The sequence below is a fragment of the Nostoc sp. CALU 546 genome (genome assembly GCF_048836525.1).
Genome location: NZ_JAWJTF010000016.1, coordinates 60,810 through 83,852, shown reverse-complemented (window position 1 = coordinate 83,852; position 23,043 = coordinate 60,810). Strand labels below are relative to the sequence as shown.

At 43.7% G+C, this 23,043-nt stretch carries 17 protein-coding genes and 1 other RNA gene; 11 read left to right on the top strand and 7 right to left on the bottom strand.

The features are described from left to right. Positions 1 to 259: 259 nt before the first annotated feature. Positions 260 to 508 carry a hypothetical protein gene (locus RRG12_RS10845; protein ID WP_420759274.1) on the bottom strand — a complete coding sequence of 83 codons (249 nt, stop codon included), beginning with the start codon at positions 506 to 508 and terminating at the stop codon, positions 260 to 262. Between the two features lie 134 nt (positions 509 to 642). Between RRG12_RS10845 and RRG12_RS10840 the strand changes: the two genes are divergently transcribed. Together RRG12_RS10840 and RRG12_RS10835 are read left to right on the top strand one after the other, a co-directional pair. Beyond that, positions 643 to 3,159: a tetratricopeptide repeat protein gene (locus tag RRG12_RS10840; protein WP_420759273.1), complete on the top strand. Its 2,517-nt coding sequence runs from the start codon at positions 643 to 645 to the stop codon at positions 3,157 to 3,159. A gap of 252 nt (positions 3,160 to 3,411) precedes the next feature. Continuing rightward, positions 3,412 to 5,178, top strand: coding sequence for a tetratricopeptide repeat protein (locus tag RRG12_RS10835; protein WP_420759272.1), 1,767 nt, complete (start codon positions 3,412 to 3,414; stop codon positions 5,176 to 5,178). A gap of 220 nt (positions 5,179 to 5,398) precedes the next feature. On the opposite strand, the gene RRG12_RS10830 is transcribed toward RRG12_RS10835, so the two are convergent. Together RRG12_RS10830 and RRG12_RS10825 are read right to left on the bottom strand one after the other, a co-directional pair. Continuing rightward, positions 5,399 to 6,046, bottom strand: coding sequence for a pentapeptide repeat-containing protein (locus RRG12_RS10830; RefSeq protein ID WP_069068944.1), 648 nt, complete (start codon positions 6,044 to 6,046; stop codon positions 5,399 to 5,401). A 164-nt stretch (positions 6,047 to 6,210) separates the two neighbouring features. Beyond that, entirely contained in the window at positions 6,211 to 6,705 is a 495-nt protein-coding gene (locus tag RRG12_RS10825; protein WP_069068945.1) for a hypothetical protein, read from the bottom strand. Between the two features lie 680 nt (positions 6,706 to 7,385). Between RRG12_RS10825 and aroF the strand changes: the two genes are divergently transcribed. The 4 genes from aroF to RRG12_RS10805 all read left to right on the top strand — a co-directional run bounded on the left by aroF (position 7,386) and on the right by RRG12_RS10805 (position 13,728). After that, the gene (gene aroF, locus RRG12_RS10820; protein WP_420759271.1) at positions 7,386 to 8,426 is read left to right on the top strand and encodes a 3-deoxy-7-phosphoheptulonate synthase; all 1,041 of its coding nucleotides are present in this window, start codon (positions 7,386 to 7,388) and stop codon (positions 8,424 to 8,426) included. Positions 8,427 to 8,936: 510 nt separating this feature from the next. Continuing rightward, positions 8,937 to 10,283, top strand: coding sequence for an efflux RND transporter periplasmic adaptor subunit (locus tag RRG12_RS10815; RefSeq protein WP_420759270.1), 1,347 nt, complete (start codon positions 8,937 to 8,939; stop codon positions 10,281 to 10,283). Beyond that, the gene (locus RRG12_RS10810) at positions 10,280 to 13,579 is read left to right on the top strand and encodes an efflux RND transporter permease subunit (RefSeq protein ID WP_420759269.1); all 3,300 of its coding nucleotides are present in this window, start codon (positions 10,280 to 10,282) and stop codon (positions 13,577 to 13,579) included. Before RRG12_RS10815 ends, RRG12_RS10810 begins: the two co-directional genes overlap by 4 nt. After that, positions 13,576 to 13,728, top strand: a complete 153-nt coding sequence (locus RRG12_RS10805) for a hypothetical protein (protein WP_420759268.1) — start codon at positions 13,576 to 13,578, stop codon at positions 13,726 to 13,728. The genes RRG12_RS10810 and RRG12_RS10805 overlap by 4 nt, the downstream gene beginning before the upstream one ends. Here RRG12_RS10805 and RRG12_RS10800 read toward each other — a convergent pair. From RRG12_RS10800 to RRG12_RS10785, 4 genes are all read right to left on the bottom strand, one after another. Next, entirely contained in the window at positions 13,721 to 14,434 is a 714-nt protein-coding gene (locus RRG12_RS10800; protein ID WP_420759267.1) for a carbonic anhydrase, read from the bottom strand. The two genes, RRG12_RS10805 and RRG12_RS10800, sit on opposite strands and share 8 nt — an antisense overlap. A gap of 16 nt (positions 14,435 to 14,450) precedes the next feature. Then, positions 14,451 to 14,762 carry a P-II family nitrogen regulator gene (locus tag RRG12_RS10795; protein ID WP_069068948.1) on the bottom strand — a complete coding sequence of 104 codons (312 nt, stop codon included), beginning with the start codon at positions 14,760 to 14,762 and terminating at the stop codon, positions 14,451 to 14,453. Between the two features lie 4 nt (positions 14,763 to 14,766). After that, entirely contained in the window at positions 14,767 to 15,735 is a 969-nt protein-coding gene (locus RRG12_RS10790; protein ID WP_069068949.1) for a sodium-dependent bicarbonate transport family permease, read from the bottom strand. Between the two features lie 805 nt (positions 15,736 to 16,540). Beyond that, positions 16,541 to 17,623 (bottom strand): MraY family glycosyltransferase, encoded by a 1,083-nt coding sequence (locus tag RRG12_RS10785; RefSeq protein WP_069068950.1) that lies wholly within the window; start codon positions 17,621 to 17,623, stop codon positions 16,541 to 16,543. 158 nt (positions 17,624 to 17,781) lie between these two features. On the opposite strand from RRG12_RS10785, the gene groL reads away from it, so the two are divergent. The 5 genes from groL (at position 17,782) to rnc (ending at position 22,978) form a co-directional block, all read left to right on the top strand. Next, the gene (groL, locus tag RRG12_RS10780) at positions 17,782 to 19,455 is read left to right on the top strand and encodes a chaperonin GroEL (RefSeq protein ID WP_420759266.1); all 1,674 of its coding nucleotides are present in this window, start codon (positions 17,782 to 17,784) and stop codon (positions 19,453 to 19,455) included. Positions 19,456 to 19,748: 293 nt separating this feature from the next. Beyond that, the gene (gene corA / locus RRG12_RS10775) at positions 19,749 to 20,891 is read left to right on the top strand and encodes a magnesium/cobalt transporter CorA (protein ID WP_420759265.1); all 1,143 of its coding nucleotides are present in this window, start codon (positions 19,749 to 19,751) and stop codon (positions 20,889 to 20,891) included. Between the two features lie 64 nt (positions 20,892 to 20,955). Next, positions 20,956 to 21,651 (top strand): hypothetical protein, encoded by a 696-nt coding sequence (locus RRG12_RS10770; RefSeq protein ID WP_069068953.1) that lies wholly within the window; start codon positions 20,956 to 20,958, stop codon positions 21,649 to 21,651. 48 nt (positions 21,652 to 21,699) lie between these two features. Beyond that, positions 21,700 to 22,134: RNase P RNA component class A (gene rnpB / locus RRG12_RS10765), an RNA gene on the top strand. Positions 22,135 to 22,258: 124 nt separating this feature from the next. Further along, on the top strand, positions 22,259 to 22,978 hold the full coding sequence (rnc, locus tag RRG12_RS10760; RefSeq protein WP_069068954.1) for a ribonuclease III: 720 nt from the start codon (positions 22,259 to 22,261) through the stop codon (positions 22,976 to 22,978). Positions 22,979 to 23,043 lie beyond the last annotated feature (65 nt).

Below are 23,043 nucleotides of genomic sequence, written 5' to 3'. Positions count from 1 at the left end.
GGCTCAACGTCGAGGTTAAAAGGCTCAACGTCGAGGATAAAAGGCTCAACGTTGAGGATAAAAGGCTCAAAAGCTCAAGTTACGGGCGATACCTTCAGCCCACCTGCGATTCAAATCGCAGGCTAACAGCATAAGTCAGTTAAAACTGACTCAAATTAACTAAAATTTAGTCCGTTTGAACGGACTTAGGTTATTAGCCTCGGAATTGATTCCAAGGCGGGATAGCAACGAAGCAAAGAATTTGCCTTTGCCAGTACTTCTATTTAGTTTTTTCGCTTGTCGGGCGTACTAAAGTTTTGACTAAACCCGTAATCGCCACAATCACAGAGGCAATTCCCGCGATTGAAACTGAAGTTAAAATTGCCGCCGCGAGGATGATTTCAGTAGGACTGTCCCCGTTTCGCATCCAAGTAGATGGATTCTCTACCGATGTTGGCGAGGCGGGGATTAATTGCGAAGTTTGGGTGGTTTGATTGGAATTGACTGGAGTTGTTAAGACAGTTTTCATGGTTAAACCTCTTCTAAACGTTTCTATGCAAATGGTATTTCTGCCAGAAGAAGAGGAGATTCCCTAAAAATGGAGACAAAGTAGAGAGAAAGTAGAAATTAAGTAGAATTGAGAAGAAATCTCACAAGCTGTCTATGCAATGGGCTGATTTTCTAGCCAATGAAGCTGCTACTAATAGCTTATCCCCAGAGCAAACGGCAGCTTTTGTAGAATGTTTAAAGACTGAAAACTCAGTTAAGAGTCAAACGGAAGTTGCCACAGAACTGAAAATCGGTCTTCTTGCTTTCAAAAAGCGGATGACTGAGGTTTATGACAAGTTTGCCCAGAGTTATTCTGAGTTAGCCACCTCTAAAGGTCGGGGTAAGTTAGAAAAGTTACGAGCTTGCCTGACAGCGAAATATAATGGCAGGCAAGATGCCCAACTCACAATTAAAGAAATTCATCAAAATATTCCCCCTGCTGTCCCGTTTGAAAAATTTGTGGGACGTGAGGCGGAATTAGAAAAACTGCACCAGCAATTACAAACATCTCGGCAAGTTGCAATTATAGCTGTGGCGGGTATGGGTGGAGTCGGCAAAACTGAACTCGCTACCCAATACGCCAAACAGCACTTGCAGAATTATCAAGGTGGGGTTTGCTGGTTATCTGCACAGGGAATAGATGTCGGAATTCAGATTCTCAGATTTGCTGAACTGAAATTTAAACTCATTGCACCGGACGATTGGGAATTAGCAGATAGGCTGAGATACTGCTGGCAGAATTGGCAACAAGGTGAAGTGCTGCTGGTGTTTGATGATGTCACCGACTACAAAAAACAGGTTCAGCCTTATCTACCCCCAGAATCACCCCGGTTTAAAGTACTGCTAACAACGCGCCTGGGGTTTGATAGAACTTTGCCGCAATTACCTTTGGGTGTTCTCAAACCATTGGCGGCGATGAAATTATTAAAATCGCTGGTTGAGAGAGAACGACTGAAAAGCGAACCTTGGGTTGCAAGAAAAATTTGTAAATTCTTGGGATATTTGCCTTTGGCGTTAGAGTTAGTGGGGCGATATCTCGATACAATGCCAGATTTGTCTCTGGAAAAACTGCTGAAGCGGCTAGAAAAAAAGCGACTGGAACACGAAGCAGTTACCAAGGCTAACCCATTGATGCGTTATGAATATGGTGTGGCTGAAGCTTTTGCATTGAGTTGGGAACAGTTGGATGAGAATGTACAAAGATTAGGCTGTAGGCTGAGTTTGTATGCCTTGGCTGACATTCACTTACTTGTGGAGACGATAGAAGATGACGAAGAACAAGAACTGAAAGTAAAAACTACATCTGACTTGCTAAAACTGCATTTGCTACAACCCCAGGGTAAAGGAATATATCAACTACATCCACTGATTCGGCAATTTTTCCAAATGAAGTTGGATAAGTCAAGTAATGCAGATGAGGTAAAAACTGCTTTTGTAGCGCAGATGGTAGAGGTGGCAAAGCGAATTCCTCAACAGCCTAACCGTGAAGATATTTTCAACCTCACTCCACATATCCCTCACCTTGCAGAAGTTGCAAACCACTTATCCCAATATCTCAGCGACGAGGATTTAATTTGGCCTTTCACAGGCTTAAGCTGGTTTTATCAAGGTCAAGGACTTTATCTGCAAGCAGAACCTTGGTTGCAACAGTGTGAAAAAGTAACTAAAAATCGTCTTGGTTTAGAACATCCCTATGTCGCCGCTAGCTTGAACAATCTTGCAGCAGTCTACCATTCTACAGGACGCTATAGCGAAGCCGAACGCCTGCATCTGCAAGCTTTAGAACTGAAAAAACGCTTACTGGGAGACAACCATTCCGATGTCGCCGCTAGCCTGAACAATCTTGCAGCAGTCTACGAATCTACAGGACGCTACAGCGAAGCTGAACCCCTGTTTCAGCAAGCTTTGGAACTGAGCAAACGCTTACTGGGAGACAACGATTCCGATGTTGCCACTAGCTTGAATAATTTAGCACAACTCTACGAATCTACAGGACGCTACAGTGAAGCCGAACCCCTGCATCTGCAAGCTTTAGAACTGTACAAACGCATACTAGGAGACAACCATCCCAATGTCACCACTAGCCTGAACAATCTTGCATTACTCTACTGTTCTACAGGACGCTACAGCGAAGCCGAACCTCTGTTTCAGCAAGCTTTAGAACTGAGAAAACGCTTACTGGGAGACAACCATCCCCTTGTCGCCACTAGCTTGAACAATCTCGCATTACTCTACGGATCTACAGGATGCTACAGCGAAGCTGAACCCCTGTTTCAACAAGCTTTAGAACTGAGAAAACGCTTACTGGGAGACAACCATTCCCTTGTCGCCCAAAGTATGAACAATCTTGCAGCAGTCTACGAATCTACAGGACGCTACAGCGAAGCCGAACCTTTGTATCAGCAAGCTTTAGAACTGAGAAAACGCTTACTGGGAGACAACCATTCCGATGTTGCCAATAGCTTGAACAATCTTGCAGCAGTCTACGAATCTACAGGACGCTACAGCGAAGCCGAACCTTTGTATCTGCAAGCTTTGGCAATTTGCAAGCAGACTTTAGGTGTAGATCATCCCAATACAATCACGGTTTTGGGAAATTATGCAATCTTTTTAATAAAAGCATATCGCTAGCGATCGCACCCTTTCTCCCAAAATCACACCAAATAGTTTGGTCAGTTTACTGAAAACTTCAAGCAGGGGAATAGCGATCGCCATCAATTGTAACTTCAAACTGCGATCGCTCCTTCTTCTCTCTTTCTTGGCGGTTTGATTCTTATGTTAATGCTTTTAAATGCTTTTATGCGAATAGGATTTATACCCCAAAGAGAGGAGATTTCCCAATGGAGACAAAGCTAGAATAAAAGTAAATTTCACAAGCTGTTTATGCAATGGGCTAATTTTCTAGCCAAAGAAGCTGCTACTAATGGCTTATCTCTAGAGCAAACGGCAGCTTTTGCAAAGTATTTTAAGACAGAAAACTTAGGAAAAAGTGAAGCTAAACTTGCCAGCGAATTAAAGGTTGATATTGCTGCTTTCAGAAAGTGGATTGGTGAGGTATATGACAAGTTTGCCCAGAATTATCCTGAGTTAGCGATTTCCAACAGTCGAGACAAACGACAAAAGTTACAAGCTTTCCTGAACGCAAAATATAATAGCGAATTGGATATCCTCAAACCATTGGCGGCGACGAAATTATTAAAATCGCTGGTGGTTCGGGAACGATTGCAACAAGAAGCTTGGGCTGCGAGAAGAATTTGTAAATTTTTAGGATATTTACCTTTAGCCTTAGAGTTAGTGGGGCGATATTTGGATAAGATACCAGATTTGTCTCTGGAAACACTGCTGAAGCGGCTAGAGAAGAAACGAGTGGAACATGAACCAGTAGTCAATGCTAACTCATTGATGTCTTATGAATACGGTGTAGCTGAAGCTTTTGAATTAAATTGGGAACAATTGGATGAAAATGCACAAAGCTTTGGCTGTTTGCTAAGTTTGTGTGCCTTAGCTGACATTCCCTTATCTGTTGAGACGATAGAAGATGACCAAAAACAACAACTCAATAAGAAAGCCATAGACGATTTACTAGAATTACATTTACTACAACAGAAAAGTAAAGTAATTTATCGTCTAAATCCATTGATTCGGCAACTTTTTCAAATGAAGTTGGATCAATCAAGTGAGGCGGATGAAGCAAAAACTAAATTTGCAGCGATGATGTTAGAGGTAGCAAAGCTAATTCCGCAACAGCCTAACCCTGAAGATATTCTCAACCTAACTCCACATATCCCGCATATTACAGAAGTTGCAACCAATTTATCCCAATATCTGGGCGATGAAAATCTAATCACTCTGTTTACCAAACTAGCCTGGTTTTACCAAAGTCAAGGACTTTATCAGCAAGCAGAAACTTGGTTGCAACAGTGTGTAGAATTGACTCAAAATCGTCTCGGTTTAGAACATGTTGATGTCGCCACTAGCCTGAGCAATTTAGCATTACTCTACGAATCTACAGGACGCTACAGCGAAGCCGAACCCTTGCTTGAGCAAGCTTTAGAACTGAGAAAACGCCTGTTGGGAGAAGAAAATACCGATGTCGCTACTAACCTGAGCTATTTAGCATTAATCTACGAATCTACAGGACGCTATAGCGAAGCCGAACTGCTGTATCAGCAAGCTTTAGAACTGTGGAAACGCCTAGTGGGAGAAGAACATCCCAATGTTGCCACGAGTCTGAACAATTTAGCAGCATTGTACTGTTATACAAGACGCTACAGCGAAGCCGAACCTTTACTTAAGCAAGCTTTAAAACTGAGAAGACGCCTGCTGGGAGAAGAACATATCGATGTTGGCACTAGCCTGAACAATTTAGCACAACTCTACGAATCTACGGGACGCTACAGCGAAGCCGAACCACTGTATCAGCAAGCTTTAGAACTGAGTAAACGCTTACTGGGAGATAACCATCCTGATGTCGCTATCAGTCTGAACAATCTCGCAGCACTCTACCGTTATAGAGGACGCTATAGGAAAGCCAAACCCTTATTTGAGCAAGCTTTGAAAATTTGTGAACGGACTTTAGGTGTAAGTCATCCTACTACTATGACGGTTCGGACAAATTATACAAGCTTTTTAAGAGAAGTATATAATTAGCGATCGCACCTCTAAAGGAACTTCCAAAGAATAAATATGCGTTTTTGGTAGCCTCTGCGATCGTTTTTGCAATACAGCAGATTGCAAGTTAATGAAGTACAAAAATACCCCACCCTAACCCTCCCCTTGCAAAGGGGAGGGAACTAAATTTCCGGTTTCCCCCCAATGCATCGGGGGGATTAAGGGGGGTAAAAGATGTACTTCAATAATGCAACCTCGGTTATTGAAAAATTGAACCATCAGGCATAATTGCCCCTGCTAAGTTAGTACCAATTAGTTTAACGAGAAGACGCTCACCAGAGCGAATCCGCGCTCCCGTCAAGTCGGCTCCTCGCAAGTCGGCGCCACTGAGATCCGCACCAATCAAATTAGCAGCGCGTAAATTTGCCTCCCGGAGATCCGCTAAAAGTAGGTTTGCCCGAAATAAATTTGCTTCAGATAAATTCGCACCTCTGAGGTTGACTTTGTGCATAAAAGTATCGCTGAGATTAGCACCACTCAAATTGGCATAACTCAGATTTCTGCCAGATAAGTCTTTATTGCTTAAATTTGCCCGACTGTAGTCTTTGCCACTCAAGTCTGAGTTTTGCTTTGGTGGTTGCTGGGTTGTTTGAAATGGTTTTTCTTGTTGAGGTGGCGGAGAATTAAATGTAGTTTGAGGTTTGGTTTTTAGAGAGCGCAATTTTTCACGAGCTTCATTTATGGCTTTCAGCTTATCTTGTGCTTTCTGCTGTAAACGGAGATTGTCTTTAGGAATGCGATCGGGATGCCAAACAAAGACTAAATCTTTGTAAGCCTGGTTCACTTCCTCAAGTGTTGCTCCAGGCTCTAATTCCAAAACTCTATAGTACCGCTCCAGATCGCTCATACGATATTTTGGTGGACAATCAACTTAATTATGAGTGATGGAGCCATCTATCCGCTGCATCATTTGTTATTGATTATGGGAATTGGGGATTGGGCATGGGGAATTGGGCATTGGGCATTGGTTATTAATTCTAATCCCTCACTCCCCCTGCTCCCCCTGCTCCCTCATCTCCCCATCTCCCCATTTCTCCATCGAGCGATCGCTCTCCAATATGCTGCAACTGGAATCTGATAGACTTCAATAAAAATCCAAACAATAATTGATAAATGTGATAAAAAAGTTAATATCGTCCAAATATATGGCATCCAGGTAATGGGTTCCTTCAGATTAGCAGGAAAATAGTAAGCTACTATGCCAATTAGAGTAGTGGGAAGAATTACAAAAACTGCTGCTGCTAGTCCATAGCCCCAACCTAATTCCACACCTTCTAGCTGGCCTTCTGTCCAACTAAACCCATTCCAACGCCAAGTTAAGGGTGGTTGCCTAGAAGGCATCTTGATTTGCTGTAGTTCTAAGTTGACTGTAAAAATCTCTTGGCAAAAGTCACAAGCCATAGCTTCCATCAATGGCATATGAGAAATCTTACCTATCCGACAGACTGGGCAGGGGTAAGCTCCATGATAGTCGAAAGATTGGGCTAAGATTTTGGAACTAGGCATAATGAAACTGATGATCCTAAAAAGTTGATCTTGTCAATGAGGACTTGGGTAAGAATAATGTATGGCGATTGTCAATTGTCTGCAATAAGCTTTCGCAAGATGAAGTCATAAGTCAGGAGAATTATATATTCTAACTTCTCAATCCTGGCTCTTTGAACCTCTAAAGTATGGAAACCACCGCTTATAATTCTCTCTAATTACCTTATTACCTTAATTTGGCTGTATTGTATTCGTTAGAAAATTTTTTTACTGGATAGTTATTTTTGCCATGCTGCACTAGTACTTCACCAAACAATTTAGGAAAGGGCGTGATTTTGAATTCCCCAAAGCTTTATAGTGTTGATCCCCACAGTTGTAATGAGTCTATCGCTTTTTTATAGTTTGTGGAGGTCTTGACACCGTTTACTCTTCCTGATAATGTTACCTTAAATAGGTATAGCTTCTAAATTTTCCAGCAAGAGCTACGCAAATGCTTAACACAAATTCCTACTTTTATTTTTGGTTTAAGGTGGTTCACCGGGAGTGAATCGAGTTTCCTAATGGAAACCGCCCGGTGAACCGCAGAGCAAACTCTGCGGTTTTTGTTTTTTTAAGGAGAATTTCATCGTCATGACTTATTTCACTAGCTGGTTTTATGGCTTTTACTTTTGGCCCAGACTAAGTTCCGGGTAAATAGCGTCATGTCGATAAATCAGAACGCGCCGGGAACTTTTAAAGGTTTCGGGCTTTTTTGTTGTTTGTTATTGGGGACTGAGGGAGTAGAAATTAGGACTGTAAAACAACTCTTACCCAATCCCCAATTCCCAATCCCCAATCCCCAATCACTAACTTTTCAGGAGAATGAAACCATGATTAATGCCAAACTTGCCGCACAATCCCATGTGAACCACCAAACAATCGTTAAAATCTCAGAAAAAGTCGCTTTCGGCGGCAAAGAACTGGTAATTATTGGCGGCCCCTGCACTGTTGAAAGCTTAGAACAAATGGAGATAGTCGCCCAAAAACTATCTACTGCATCGGTACATGGGTTGCGTGGGGGTGTCTACAAACCCCGCACATCTCCCTACGCTTTCCAGGGTATGGGAGAGGAAGGATTAGAGATTTTGGCAAAGGTGCGATCGCATTACAATCTGCCAGTTGTTACTGAGGTGATGTCAATTTCCCAAATTGAAGTAGTCGCCGTTCACGCTGATATGCTTCAAGTTGGTAGCCGAAATATGCAAAACTTCGATTTGCTCAAAGCTTTGGGACAAGCTGGTAAACCAATACTACTAAAACGTGGTTTAGCAGCAACTATTGAAGAATTCGTCATGGCTGCTGAATATATCCTCAGCCACGGGAATCCTGATGTGGTGTTGTGCGAACGCGGTATCCGCAGTTTCGATGATTACACCCGCAATGTCCTAGATCTAGGGGCAGTGGCAGCACTCAAACAAATCACTCACCTGCCTGTGATTGTAGATCCTTCCCATGCCGTCGGTAAACGGGAATTGGTAGCGCCTATGGCTAGGGCTGCGATCGCTTGCGGTGCAGATGGATTAATTATTGAGTGTCACCCAGAACCAGAAAAATCTGTTTCTGATGCTCGTCAAGCACTTTCTTTAGAAGATATGGTGCATTTAGTTAATAGTTTAAAGCCTGTAGCAACAGCCGTTGGGCGCAGTATCTCAGAAGCAATCGGGGCGGGTTTGGAACCTGCCCCGATTTTTTGGGCTGCTTAAATTTCAGTTGAGGCGAAGCGATCGCTTTCTTGACATACTCACCGTGAAAGAAGGGTCGGTGATTGTGGAGTAATAAGTAATAAGTAATAAGTAATGAGTAAATACCCATTTCTCATCCACTCGTTACTCATTACTCATTACTCATCCACTCATTACTCATTACTCATTACTCATTTAAAGTCCTGTAAAAGAAAGTTGTTACTGGGGATATTCCATTTGCTCTCAAACAATCTTGGCAACACAGTCTTATACAGATAAAGTCACAACAACTTAATACGAAAGTCACAACAATTTCTTTCTAAAAGGGTAGGCTAAAACAGCAATCATTAGTACACTAATATTTAGCTCAACTAACTATTTTGTTTGTCTAATTAGAGTTAATCGCAACCAACCATTTTGCGGAAAATACGATGTCTAATGACAAGCTAATACGTGTCTGTGCTTCCCCCTTCCCCCCAGATTGTTGATATGCGCTGTTTAGCCCCTATTCAGACAATAGAGCCTTCGCCCTTGCCTGCTCAAGCTGTTCCTTGTTTTCAAAGCATTATTCAAAGAGGGCGGTTCTCGCTACTTATATTAGGTCTTACCTACTTGTGTAGTGCTTGTAATGCAACTGACGCCCAATCAAGTAGCAAAGAAGCAGGGAAAAAACGAGCTGTGCCAGTGGTAGTTGCCAATGCAATTAAAAAAACGATTCCAATACAGCTATCGGCGACGGGAACGGTGGAATCATATTCCACGGTATCTGTCAAATCTCAGGTCGGCGGACAGCTTACTGGCGTCTATTTTCAGCAAGGACAGAACGTTAAGAAAGGAGACTTGTTATTTAAAATTGATTCCCGTCCTCTACAAGCCGCACTGATGCAAGCGAATGCTGCCAAAGCTAAAGATTTAGCACAGGTAAAACAGGCACAGGCAAATGTGTTAAAAGCGATCGCCCAAGTGAACCAGGCAAAAGCGAACGTAGTCAAGGATAAGTCCCAGGCAACAAATGCAGATGTGCAAGCTCAACGTTATGCTAGTTTGCTCAAGGAAGGGGCAATCAGTAAAGAACAGGCTGAACAATATCAGACCAGTGCTGCTGCTCAACAGGCGACTGTGAAGGCAGATCAAGAGGGAGTGGCAAATGCTCAGGCAGCGATCGCAGCAGCCCAAGCAGATGTCCAAAATGCCGAGGCAGTGATAGTGGCAGATGAAGCTGCGATCGACAATGCCAAAGTTCAGCTTTCCTACAGTTCTATCTACTCACCAATTGCTGGACGCACAGGTAGCTTGAAGCTAAATCAAGGGAACTTGGTACAGGCGAATGCCGATGATCCGCTAATTACAATCAGCCAAATTCGCCCGATTTACGTCAACTTTTCCATTCCTCAACGACTGCTGCCAGATATCAAAAAATACAGTGCTAATAACGGCAAGTTAAAAGTCGATGCTTTACCTCCTAAAGATGCAGGGCATCCAGTACAAGGCGAACTCACCTTTGTTGATAGTGGAGTCAATACCCAAACAGGCACAATTCAACTTAAGGGTACTTTTGCCAACGCTGATGAGCGCCTGTTTCCGGGGCAATTTGTCAATGTAGTACTCAAACTCAGCGAAGAACCAAATGCCATTACTGTTCTTTCCCAGGCGGTACAAAGTGGACAGCAAGGGCAGTTTGTGTATGTAGTCAAACCTGACAAAACAGCAGAAATGCGTCCAATTACGGTAGGTGACACCGTTGGGAATGAAACGGTAATTAAGCAAGGCTTGAAACCAGGCGAACAAGTAGTCACTGATGGACAATTTAACCTAGTACCTGGTGCCACAGTCCAAGTGAAACCGGAAGTAGGAAGCAAGAGGCAGGCAGCACAATGAACATTTCGGAGCTATTTATCCGGCGTCCAATCATGACAACCCTAGTTATGGTTGGCATTTTGATATTTGGGCTGATCAGTTACCAACAGCTACCTGTTAGCGACCTGCCTAATGTAGATTATCCGACACTCCAGGTAACAGCTAACCTGCCCGGAGCTAGTCCAGAAACGATGGCTTCCTCGGTAGCAACCCCCTTAGAGCAGCAGTTTTCTAGCATAGCGGGATTGAGTTCAATGAACTCTACCAGTTCTTTGGGTACTACACAGGTGACGCTGCAATTTGACCTGAATCGGGATATCGACGGCGCAGCATTGGATGTGCAGTCTGCTATTTCTAAGGGAGCGAAGCAGTTACCGACTAATATGCCTAATCCCCCATCTTACCGAAAGGTAAATCCGGCGGATCAGCCAGTGCTTTATATCTCCCTCAACTCGTCTATTCTCCCCCTATCAACTGTAGACAAGTATGCTGAGACATTGCTGGCACAACGTCTATCAATGGTGGATGGAGTAGCGCAGGTGCAGGTGTTTGGTTCCCAAAAATACGCGGTACGAATTCAGCTTGACCCCGAATCGCTGAGTGCTAAGGGGATAGGAATTGATGAAGTAGCAACTGCGATCGCAAATGGAAATGTTAATCTACCTACTGGCACACTTTACGGTCAACAGCAGAATTCTACAATCCAAGCAAACGGTCAACTCAACGATGCCGCCAGCTATCGCTCCCTAAGTGTGGCCTATCAAAATGGCGCACCAGTACAGTTAGGAGAACTGGGTCAAGTCTTGGACAGTGTAGAAAATGACAAAATAGCAAGTTGGTATTTTCCTGTCAAAAAGGAGAGTAAGGAAGCAGGGGACAAGTCCTCAATCCAAAATCCAAAATCTAAAATCGTTCGACTGAGCGGAGCCGAAGTCCAAAATTCTGGCGTGCGGGCGATCGTTTTGGCAATTCAGCGCCAACCGGGAACTAATACTGTTCAAGTAGTGGATGCAATTAAGAAATTGCTACCCACCTTCCGCACACAGATTCCGGCGGCTGTGAACATGGATATTCTCTACGATCGCTCCCAGTCAATTCGTGAGTCGGTGGATGATGTACAATTCACGCTGTTGCTCACCATTGCTCTGGTGGTGCTGGTAATCTTTCTGTTTCTCCGCAATATCTCTGCTACAGTCATTCCCAGTTTGGCAGTACCGCTTTCGATGGTAGCGACTTTTGGAGTCATGGTGCTACTAGGCTTCTCTCTCGATAACCTATCACTGATGGCGTTGACCCTTTCAGTTGGCTTCGTGGTTGATGATGCCGTAGTCATGCTAGAGAATATTGTCCGCCACATGGAAATGGGTGAAAGCCGTATGGAAGCCGCCCTAAATGGTTCTAAAGAAATTGGTTTCACAATTTTATCTATGACCATCTCCTTAGTAGCAGTATTTATCCCGATACTGTTTATGGAAGGCATTTTGGGGCGACTGTTCCGTGAGTTTGCCGTTACAATCAGCGTTGCCATCTTGGTATCTGGCGTAATATCTCTGAGCTTGACGCCAATGCTGTGTTCCAGATTCTTGAGTCCACCTCATCATGAGCAAGAGAGTGAGGGGGATGAGGGAGCAGGGGGAGCAGGGGAAGCAGGGGAAGATGAGGGAGAAATTCTTAATTCCCAGTCCCCAGTCCCTAGTCTCCAATCCAAAATCCAAAATTTCAACCGTCGTCTCTACAATTTTTCAGAAAATATCTTTAATGTGATATTGGGCGGATACGATTGGAGTTTGAAGAAATCACTCAAGTATCACCGCACGACGATGGTGATTTCGGGAGCGATTCTTGTAGCAACAGTGTATCTATTTATAATTGTGCCTAAAGGGTTTGTTCCCAACGCAGATGTTGGACAAATCACTGCAACTACTCAAGCATCAGAGGATATATCCTTTGATGAGATGGTAAAACATCAACAAGCTGTAGCTGCGATCGCCTATCGTGATTCTAATGTCGATTCTATCAACTCCAGTGTCGGGGCTGGCGGGCCAAATGCTTCCGCTAATGCTGGCAGAATTTTAATCGAACTTAAGCCCCGCCATGAGCGCCATCTCAGTGCTGATGAAGTTGTGCAGGAACTCCGACCGAAGTTGTCAGTTGTGCCTGGAATCAAGGTTTTCTTGCAAAATCCTCCAGCCATCAATGTCGGTGGCCAACAGACGAAAGCGCAGTATCAATTTACTTTGCAAACTCCCAATATCCAGGAGCTTTACCAGTATGCGCCAGTTTTAGAAGAGAAATTGCGATCGCTCTCAGATTTACAAGATGTCAACAGCGATTTGCAAATCAAGAATCCCCAAGTAAAAGTAGACATTAACCGCGACCAAGCTTCGGCTCTAGGTTTGACGGCTAATCAGATTGAAACTGCTCTGAGTAATGCCTATGGTACTCGCCAAGTTTCCACCATCTACGTCCCTGATAGCCAGTACCAAGTAATTATGGGTGTGGAACCAAAATATCAACAAAATTCCAATGCCCTAGATTTACTTTCAGTTCGTACCCCCAGTGGGCAACTCGTACCTCTCAATGCTGTAGCAACCTTGAGCAAAGATGTAGGACCCTTGACTATCAACCACAAAGGGCAACTGGCATCTGTCACCTTCTCCTTTAACCTCAAACCAGGAGTATCACTCGGTAATGTCACTGGGAAAGTTGAGCAACTCGCCCGTCAAACACTGCCACCTACTATCAGTACAGCCTTCCAAGGTTCCGCGCAGGCATTCCAGTCATCAATTCAGGGCTTAGGAATGTTGTTGCTGGTTGCCATCTTAGTGATTTATATCGTTTTGGGGATTCTCTACGAAAACTTCATTCACCCATTAACAATCCTTTCTAGCTTACCTTCCGCTGGATTTGGGGCAATACTGACTCTATTGCTGTTTCAAGTTGACTTGAATATTTACGCCTTCGTGGGCATCATCCTGCTGGTTGGCATTGTGAAGAAAAACGGGATCATGATGGTTGACTTTGCAATTATTGCCCGTCAAAATGGCAAAACTGCTTATGATGCTATCTATGAAGCCTGCTTGGTGAGGTTCCGCCCCATCATGATGACAACAATGGCAGCACTCATGGGTACACTGCCTATCGCCCTCGGTTTGGGAGCCGGTGCAGATACACGTCGTCCCCTTGGTTTAGCTGTAGTTGGGGGGTTGGTGTTCTCGCAGTTTCTCACACTTTATTTGACGCCCGTTTTCTACACCTACATGGAATCTTGGCAAACCAAGCTGCAAAAACGAAATTGGCGCAAACAGGCAATTTGACACTTCTCTTATATCGTGTTTGGCTAAAGACTTATCATTTAGACATCAAGGGGCAAGAGGCTTTTTCGATTTGCGATCGCGATTATCTCTTCTGGAAAACTAAAAGCGATCGCTCCTGTCTGAAATTTGAGGTTTGCCGAACTAAGTAATAATAACTACTTTACCTGTATCTAAATCGTAACGACCCCCCACAATTTTCAATTTTCCCGCCTCCACCTGCTTAGTTAAAAGCTTTGAGTGCTTCAACCGTTCAATTTGATATTGCACATTTGCCACGACAGCGTTTTCAACCGCATCACCTGGCTGATCTTTGACATTTTTCAGGGCTGGCTTAATTGCCTGAACAAAAGTACTAATATCACCAGGTAACGATTCGTTTTGTACAGCGGCGGTTACAGCCCCACAACGCTCATGACCCATCACCATCAGCAGCGGACTGCCTAATAATACAACCGCATATTCAATACTGCCGAGCGCTTCATGTGTGGCAATATTTCCGGCAATCCGAACATCAAAAATATCCCCAATGCCTTGGTCAAAAACAATTTCTGCGGGTACTCGTGAATCCGCACAACTAAGAATAGTTGCAAACGGATGTTGAGCTTGAGCAACTTCCTGCAACCGCAGCGCAGATTGATCGGGGTATTGGGGATGATGATCAACAAATCGCTGATTTCCCTCTATCAGCTTTTGTAAGGCTGCATCGGGACTAAGGGATTGAGTAGAGGCTGGGTGCATTTCGCCCGCTGTAGCCTGTTCTACCCGCCAGAGTAAATCGCTGGCAGATAACATCATCCCAAACGCCCCGGTCATTCCTAACTTTAAAAAGTCACGACGTTCTATGAAATGCTTCATTGAATTTATAACTCTCTTACATTGACGCAACACATCTGACAGAGCGAATCTCCATCACATCAGAAACGTAGCAAGTACCCCCGAACTTGTTGAGAAGTGGTTTGATATTTTCTACAACAGGTTTGAGTTGTTCTGGCATACAAAATGCCAGGATGTAAACATTATCAAGCATAGTCATGTCTAAATCTTCTGTCGTTCCTTGTAATCCTTTACCAGCAACATTTCGGATTACGGCATGGTTATGTACACCCGACTTGTCTAAATTATCTAAAATTTTGGCAAGCTCAAAGGAGTTAGCGATAATTTCTATCTTTTTAACTACGTGCATATTATTAGCTCCAAAATAGGTTAATTCCGTAGAGATATAGCGGAATTCCCACAATAATATTGAACGGAAATGTCACCGCTAGAGCGGTAGAAACATACAGGCTGGGATTTGCTTCTGGAACAGTCATCCGCATCGCCGCTGGAACAGCAATATAAGAAGCGCTGGCACACAATACAGCGAACAAAAGCGAATCTCCGCGAGGCATACCGATGAATTTGGCAATTAACAACCCAATCCCTGCATTGAGTATAGGAATTAGTATGGCAAATAAAATTAGGAAAACTCCGGTTTTTTGCAAGTCTTTAATTCTTCTAGCAGCGACCAATCCCATGTCCAGTAAAAAGAAGGTGAGAACACCATAAAATAACCCTTGAGTAAAGGGTTCTAATACTTTCCAACCGTGTTCTCCTGTCAAGACACCTATAAAGAGACTACCAACTAGGAGAAAAACTGAACTATTAAGAAATGCTTCTTGTAAAACTTCCGGCCACGATAAGTCCCGCTTGCCATCGGCGGTGAATATATTCACCAAAATTAGACCAACTATAATCGCTGGAGATTCCATCAGGGCAAGAGCTGCTACCATGTAACCATCAAAATTAATGCCAAGCTCAGTTAAAAAAGCGCTAGCCGTGATGAAGGTGACAGCACTGATAGAGCCATAAGTTGCAGCGATCGCAGCCGCATCATAAGTATCCAATTTCCACTTCAGGATAAAAAAGGTATAAATTGGAACAACGCAAGCCATCATCATTGCTGCTGCGAGTGTTAGAATTACTTCCTGAGTTACACCGCTTTTGATTAGTTCTACTCCTCCCTTAAAACCAATGGCAAACAGCAGATACAACGAAAATAGTTTGGGAATTGGTGCAGGAATTTCTAGATCGGACTTGACAAAAACAGCAATCATTCCTAAAAAGAAAAACAGGATTGGCGGATTCAAAATATTGGATACAATTAAGCTAAAATCCATATCCACCCCTCCTTGTATTGGTTAAACCTGAAATTAAAGAAATTTTTCATCTTTAAAAATTTAACGGTTGAATCATGATGTATCGTGTATTGCTACCCAATGTCAATTGGGTATTCAAGGAGTGAATAGTCCTATTGGTGACAATACTCTCGGTTAGGTATTACAGCCTTTTTCAAACAAATAAAGCACGGGCTAGGGAACATTGCGGTGTCCCTACGAAAATCCGGAGGGGCAATTCATGTAGACGCGTTCGCGTAGCGTCTCGTAGAGAAGCGGCTTCCCGCAGAGTATTGCCCCTACTGTTGACAACAGAACAAGTCAGAAATTACCCAGTATTTTTATAATTTTTGATTCCCCGTCGCTGATTTTACGACAGAACGCGCAGGAATAACTGATGGCTAACTTATCTACATAGAAAAGTTAACGTATTGTCGTGGCAATTCATTAATTGCCACAATAAAAACCTTGTCTAAATGCCAGTATTTTTTGATTTACAACAATTTAGCAAATCCCGCTTGCTCAAAATGACGGTCAGATTTGACATCCTCCCACAACTGATTCGGAGTACCGAATGCAATGGGGGATTCCAAAGATCACTCCTTGGGTTTCCTCTTTCCACGACCTAGCAATCGCGTGATTCTTGACCATAATACGCCACAAGGTCGTTAGACCTCACCACGCACCTTGCCGTCTTAACATCGAGTTAAGCTTTGCAGCATAGGGAAAATCAGGATTAGCAGCTAACTTCTATTGTTCGATGGTGGGTGAAGGCGATGCGATCGCGCTTAACCCACCCGACAAGCAACTAAGGTTGTTGGCGTATTCTTTGCCAGACAGTAAAACCCAAAAGAAGAATAATGCTACTGGCGGTAGTCAGTATCACAGCCGAACTCATACCTTGTATTCTCATCGCCAGCAAGTTGAAAACTAAGGTAATTGACCAAAGAGTGAACGCAGCATGGCGCTGGGAAAGTCCCCAAGCAAGTAAGCGGTGGTGCAAATGGTCTTTACCAGGAGTACTGAGAGGGTTATTTCCTGCTAGTAGCCGCCGCACAAATACTTGAGTGGTGTCTAGCACTGGTAACAACAGAAATAAAACAGTAGGAATTAGTGCATAAACTGTGTTTTGTTGCAGTTTGCCTAAAATACTAGTTGCTGCCAGCACATAGCCAAAAAAGTATGCTCCGGCATCACCCATAATAATTCGTGATGGATAGAAATTATGGCGCAAAAACCCTAGTGCAGCACCTCCCAAGGCTGCTAATACCAAAATAGCTGCTGCACGATTGTTAAATTGGGCTGCAACCCCCAACAAACTCATGGCGGTAATAAAGCTGATTCCTCCCGCCAAACCATCCATACCATCCATCAAGTTAATGGCGTTGGTAATCCCTACTACCCATAGCACTGTTAGCAACATGGATAGTAACGAGTCGATAGGAGTGCCAAACATCACTTGGACACTGATGCCATTAGCTACCAGCAACAGTGCCGTGACAATTTGCGCCCACAATCGAACAGAGGGCGGTAAGCCGAACTGATCATCGATAAAGCCCACAAGAACTAATATCGAACCCCCCAACAGAATAGTGAGCACCTGAGCCAATACGTTTTGGAGTTCGATCGGTCGTAAAAGGCTAGCTAATACCAGCGCGGCAATCACACCCGCGTAGATAGCTAGCCCCCCTGCATTGGGTAAAGGTTCTCGATTGAGTCGCCGTGCGTTGGGTTGGTCAGCCCAACCTACCCGCAAGGCAAATTTTCGTACTGTCGGAATTAAACGCCAAGTTACAAGCCAAGCCAAGAGGAACGTAAATACTACTGCCAACCAGCCGGTGCCGCTAGGGTCGGCAATACCAAGGGACTTAAGGGAGTTGTCTAGATTCATCTCCCAATTCAAGCATTACTGCCAGTATCTAATATGAGCATCACCTGTATATTAATCAATTTTTTTTATTTCCATTTGTAACTTGAGCCGCTTGAGAGATTAGCACTCTGGCGCTGTGAGTGCTAAATTGTCTAATGGAAGCGCTGGAGAAATAAAACATGGCGAAAATTATTGCATTTGACGAGGAATCGCGGCGAGCTCTAGAAAGGGGTGTTAACGCCCTTGCCGATGCCGTAAAAATCACCTTGGGGCCTAAAGGTCGCAATGTCCTTTTAGAAAAAAAGTTTGGCGCACCTCAAATTGTCAACGATGGTATCACTGTTGCCAAGGAAATTGAATTAGAAGATCCTTTGGAAAATACTGGTGCAAGACTCATCCAGGAAGTAGCCTCAAAAACTAAAGATGTCGCTGGGGATGGTACAACCACCGCCACAGTTTTAGCACAAGCCTTGATTCGGGAAGGTTTAAAGAACGTCGCGGCGGGTAGTAATCCAGTTAGCTTAAGACGTGGGATCGACAAAACTATTGAGGCATTGGTAGAAGAAATTGCCAAAATAGCCAAGCCAGTAGAAGGAAGTGCGATCGCTCAAGTTGCTACTGTCTCTGCTGGTAACGATGAAGAAGTTGGCCAAATGTTAGCCCAAGCAATGGAAAAAGTCACCAAAGATGGTGTCATTACCGTTGAAGAATCTAAATCCCTAACCACCGAACTAGAAGTAGTTGAAGGGATGCAGATTGATAGAGGTTACATTTCTCCCTACTTCGTCACCAACAACGAGCGGCAAATTGTTGAATTTGAAAACGCTCGGATCTTGGTTACTGACAAAAAAATCAGCAGCATCCAAGATTTAGTGCCAATTTTGGAAAAAGTCGCCCGTTCTGGTCAGCCTTTGTTAATCATTGCTGAAGATGTCGAAGGTGATGCTTTGGCAACTCTGGTAGTGAACAAAGCGCGGGGTGTACTAGCCGTGGCTGCCATTAAAGCGCCTGGGTTTGGCGATCGCCGCAAAGCTTTGTTAGAAGATATTGCCATTCTCACCGATGGACAGTTGATTTCCGAAGAAATCGGCTTAAGCCTAGATACCGCTGCTCTAGAAGCGCTGGGAACTGCCCGCAAAATTACCATTGACAAAGAAAGCACCACCATTGTAGCTGGCAGTGTCACCAAGCCAGAAGTACAAAAGCGGATTGGTCAAATTCGTAGACAGTTAGAAGAAACCGATTCTGAATACGATCAAGAAAAGCTCCAAGAACGCATCGCCAAGCTTGCTGGCGGCGTGGCAGTGATTAAAGTGGGTGCGGCAACCGAAACCGAACTCAAAGACCGTAAACTGCGGATTGAAGACGCGCTGAATGCTACTAAAGCAGCCGTGGAAGAAGGTATTGTTCCTGGTGGTGGGACAACCTTGATTCACTTAGCTAAGGTGGTAGAAGCGATTAAAAAGACCTTACAAAATGACGAAGAAAGAATTGGGGCTGATATTGTCGAACGAGCGCTAGAAGCCCCCTTGCGCCAAATAGCAGACAATGCCGGTGCTGAAGGTTCTGTGATCGTCTCGAAAGTCCGGGATAGCGACTTCAACATTGGCTACAACGCCGCTACTGGCGAATTTGAAGACTTGATTGCTGCTGGTATTATCGACCCTGCCAAAGTCGTGCGTTCAGCTTTGCAAAACGCTGGTTCCATTGCTGGTTTGGTCTTAACCACCGAAGCGATCGTTGTTGAAAAACCAGAGAAGAAATCCGCTGCTCCTGCCCCTGATATGGGCGGTATGGGCGGTATGGGTGGCATGGGTGGCATGGGCGGCATGGGCGGCATGGGTATGTTCTAACTTCTGCTCACCCAGATAAATATTTTTTAAACAGTTTGTCTTGCCCAGGCAAACTGTTTTTTGTAGCATTGCTGATTCAGAGGCGATATGTTATACCAATTCGTAATTCGTAATTCGTAATTCGTAATTTGTCAGATTAAATCTGACTGATAAGTAAATTATCAACCTAAATAATTGCGTAATTTAGAAATTACAGTCTTTATATTGATTCTTGTAAGATTCCGTGTAAGTTATCCTTATGTACTTTGTTATTTACAAATGACAAATGACAAATCACTATTAGGTAATATTTTATGGCACGAAGACTGCCTCGCCTTCCCAAAATAGTCACCAAGCTATACGAAGATGAATTCTATCACCAACCAGGAACTTTACCAGGAACGATAATTATTGATGCAGATGCTCCGCTACCGATAATTTTCTTAATTGACTATAATCAAACCAATTTCATCCGTGAACAAATAGCAACTCCAGAGGAGTGTCTGCCCTATCTTGATGCGGAATCGATTTCTTGGGTAGACGTACAAGGTTTAGGTAGTCAAGACATATTACAACGATTGGGTAACGTCTTTGAGTTACATCCTCTAGTTTTAGAAGATGTAGTCAATGTACCAGAGCGTCCCAAAACTGAGGATTATGAAGACCAATTGCTATTCATTGCCCGCATGGTAGTACCAAAGGAGAAAACATGTGGTTTTTACAGCGAGCAAGTAAGTTTAATATTAGGGAAAAATTATTTGTTGACAGTACAAGAGGAACCAGAACATGATTGCTTTGAAGCAGTGCGATCGCGAATTGAAAAAAACAAAGGTATCATCCGCAAACAGGGAGCGGATTATTTAGCTTACGCTCTGTTAGATGCGATTATTGATGGCTTTTTCCCAGTGCTGGAGCTTTATGGAGAGCGAATCGAAGAGTTAGAAGAGGAGGTAATAATTAAACCAACGCCACAAACACTACAAAATATTTATCAAATTAGGCGAGAACTACTGCAACTACGTCGTGCTATCTGGCCCCAACGAGATGCAATTAATTCCTTAATTCGAGATGGTAGTGAACTAATTGGCGAAGAAGTACGAATCTACCTGCGAGATTGTTATGACCATACAGTGCAAGTGATGGATATGGTAGAAACTTATCGAGAACTATCATCTGGATTAATGGATGTGTACCTTTCGGCAGTAAGTAATAAAATGAATGAAATCATGAAGGTGCTAACGATAGTTTCAACAATCTTTATTCCCCTGACTTTTGTGGCCGGAATATATGGTATGAATTTCAATACTGAAAAATCGCCATATAATATGCCTGAATTGAATTGGTATTGGGGCTACCCAATTTGCTTGGCAGTGATGGTAGCGATCGCACTTAGTTTGGTATTCTTTTTTTGGCGACGAGGCTGGCTGCAAAATTCTGTAGTGATCAAGCGCAATTAAAAATTGTAGATTAGCGATGAGTCAAATATATATTCATTAGCACCGGGAGTTAAGATTCTGAGTTATGAGGAGTAGCGACCAGAATTTAGTAGTTTTGACGATTTATATTATTGGTGTCTCTTATGTGTTTAACCGCATGGTTGAATCCATTGATGACCAAGTTAAATTTGAGTTTAAAAAAGGAATCGTTGATGAGCAACTAAAAGAACAAAATCTCGACGACAAAATTGGAATTTCCTTTAAACTTAAACCCTCATACGCCATTGAAGATTTGAAAGATTTAGGAATTAGCATAGAAAATAAATCTGAGAATGTTGCCGTATACGTTGACTGGGACAATAGTTCTTTAGTAGTTGAGCATAGCAAACAATCGCGGCGTGTGATTCGGAAATCACCAGACTTAACCCGCGACTTAGCAGTACCTCAAAGTCCTAGCCTGATTGCTCCCAAAAAAACACTTTCTGAGACAGTGACAGCAGAAGATGTATTTGAGCGCGATAAAGAAGCTGGAACCTATTCAGCCAAAAAACCACTAATTGATATTAACGGGCTGCAAAAAGGCCAAAAAAAGCTGTACAACGACTTTATCAATAGAAGAAAGGAGTTGGACTTTTCCCTGCAACTAGTACTCAGGATATCTGAGGTACGTTTAGGTCTAGCCCCAGGTCGTGATTTTCCTCCCATTAGTATTATCAATTGTCCTTTCACAGTCAGGAAACTACCTTGGACTTACGCTCTACCTTGGAATAAAAAAAAGTAATATCAACCAGACAGACTATGCCATCCAAGATTACACTGGATCTAAGGAGAGAGTAGACGCAGGCGGTTGCAGATCAGTCATAGTCACTGGTTTGAGGAAAGTCCGGACTCCCGAAAGACCAAACTTGCTGGATAACGTCCAGTGCGAGCGATCGTGAGGATAGTGCCACAGAAAGATACCGCCAAGAATAGGGAATAGGGAATAGGGAATAGGGAATAGGGAAAGAAAAACCCCACTCCCCACTCACCACTCCCCACTCTCCAATCTTTGGTAAGGGTGCAAAGGTGCGGTAAGAGCGCACCAGCAGTATCGAGAGGTGCTGGCTCGGTAAACCCCGGTTGGGAGCAAGGCGATAGGAACTATGGTTGGTCTTTTACCAGTTCCGCTCAATGAGAGCCGCTAGAGGCGTCTGGTAACAGGCGTCCCAGATAGATAACTGCCCTCGCAAGAGAACAGAACCCGGCTTATGTACTGCTCTCTCCCCCTTTTTTAGTGCTGAGTTAGAAGAGACGCGATGAATCGCGTCTGTACAAGAATTAGAAGTTTGTATTTTTCCCCTGCTCCCCCTGCCCCCTTCCTCCCCTGCCCCCCTTCCCCTTGTTATGTAATGTCCCTTGCCTATCCACGCCGTCAACGGCAACTTGAAAGTTTAGTCCAAAAATTAGGTTTGTCGCTAGAAGCACCTATAAAGTGGGAACTGCTAGATTTAGCGCTAACTCATCCCACTGTTTCTGATTCGGCAAATTATGAACAGCTGGAGTTTGTTGGCGATGCAGTGGTGCGCCTGGTGTCGGCTGTTGTGTTATGGGAAAATTATCCCGATTGTCCCGTAGGGGATTTTGCGGCAATTCGTTCGGTGTTGGTGAGCGATCGCATCCTCGCCCAATTGGCCAGAACTTATGGTTTGGAGTTATACTTACTAGTTGCTGGCAGTGCTACCGCTGATAAAGTTGGACTAGAGTCACGACTAGCAGACGCTTTTGAAGCAGTTCTGGGGGCGCTTTACTTAAGTACTCAAAATCTAGAACTGATCCGCTCTTGGCTAGATCCCCACTTCCTACAATTAGCAACAGAAATTCGCCTTGATCCTGCCAGACTTAATTACAAAGCTGCTCTCCAAGAATGGACTCAGGCACAATTTAAAGTTTTACCAGAGTATCGGGTTGTAGAAGTCAGTCAACCGCACCGTAATCATGAACGTTTTGTGGCTGAAGTGTGGCTGCACGGAACCAAGCTAGGATTTGGTAAGGGGCGCTCAATCAAAACCGCTGAACAAGCCGCAGCCAAGGTAGCTTTTTTAGCAATCTCTAATCCGGAAAAACCCTGAACTCAAAAGATTACAAATAAACTGATAATCAGTTGCTAGTCATTTGTTATTTGACTAATGACTAA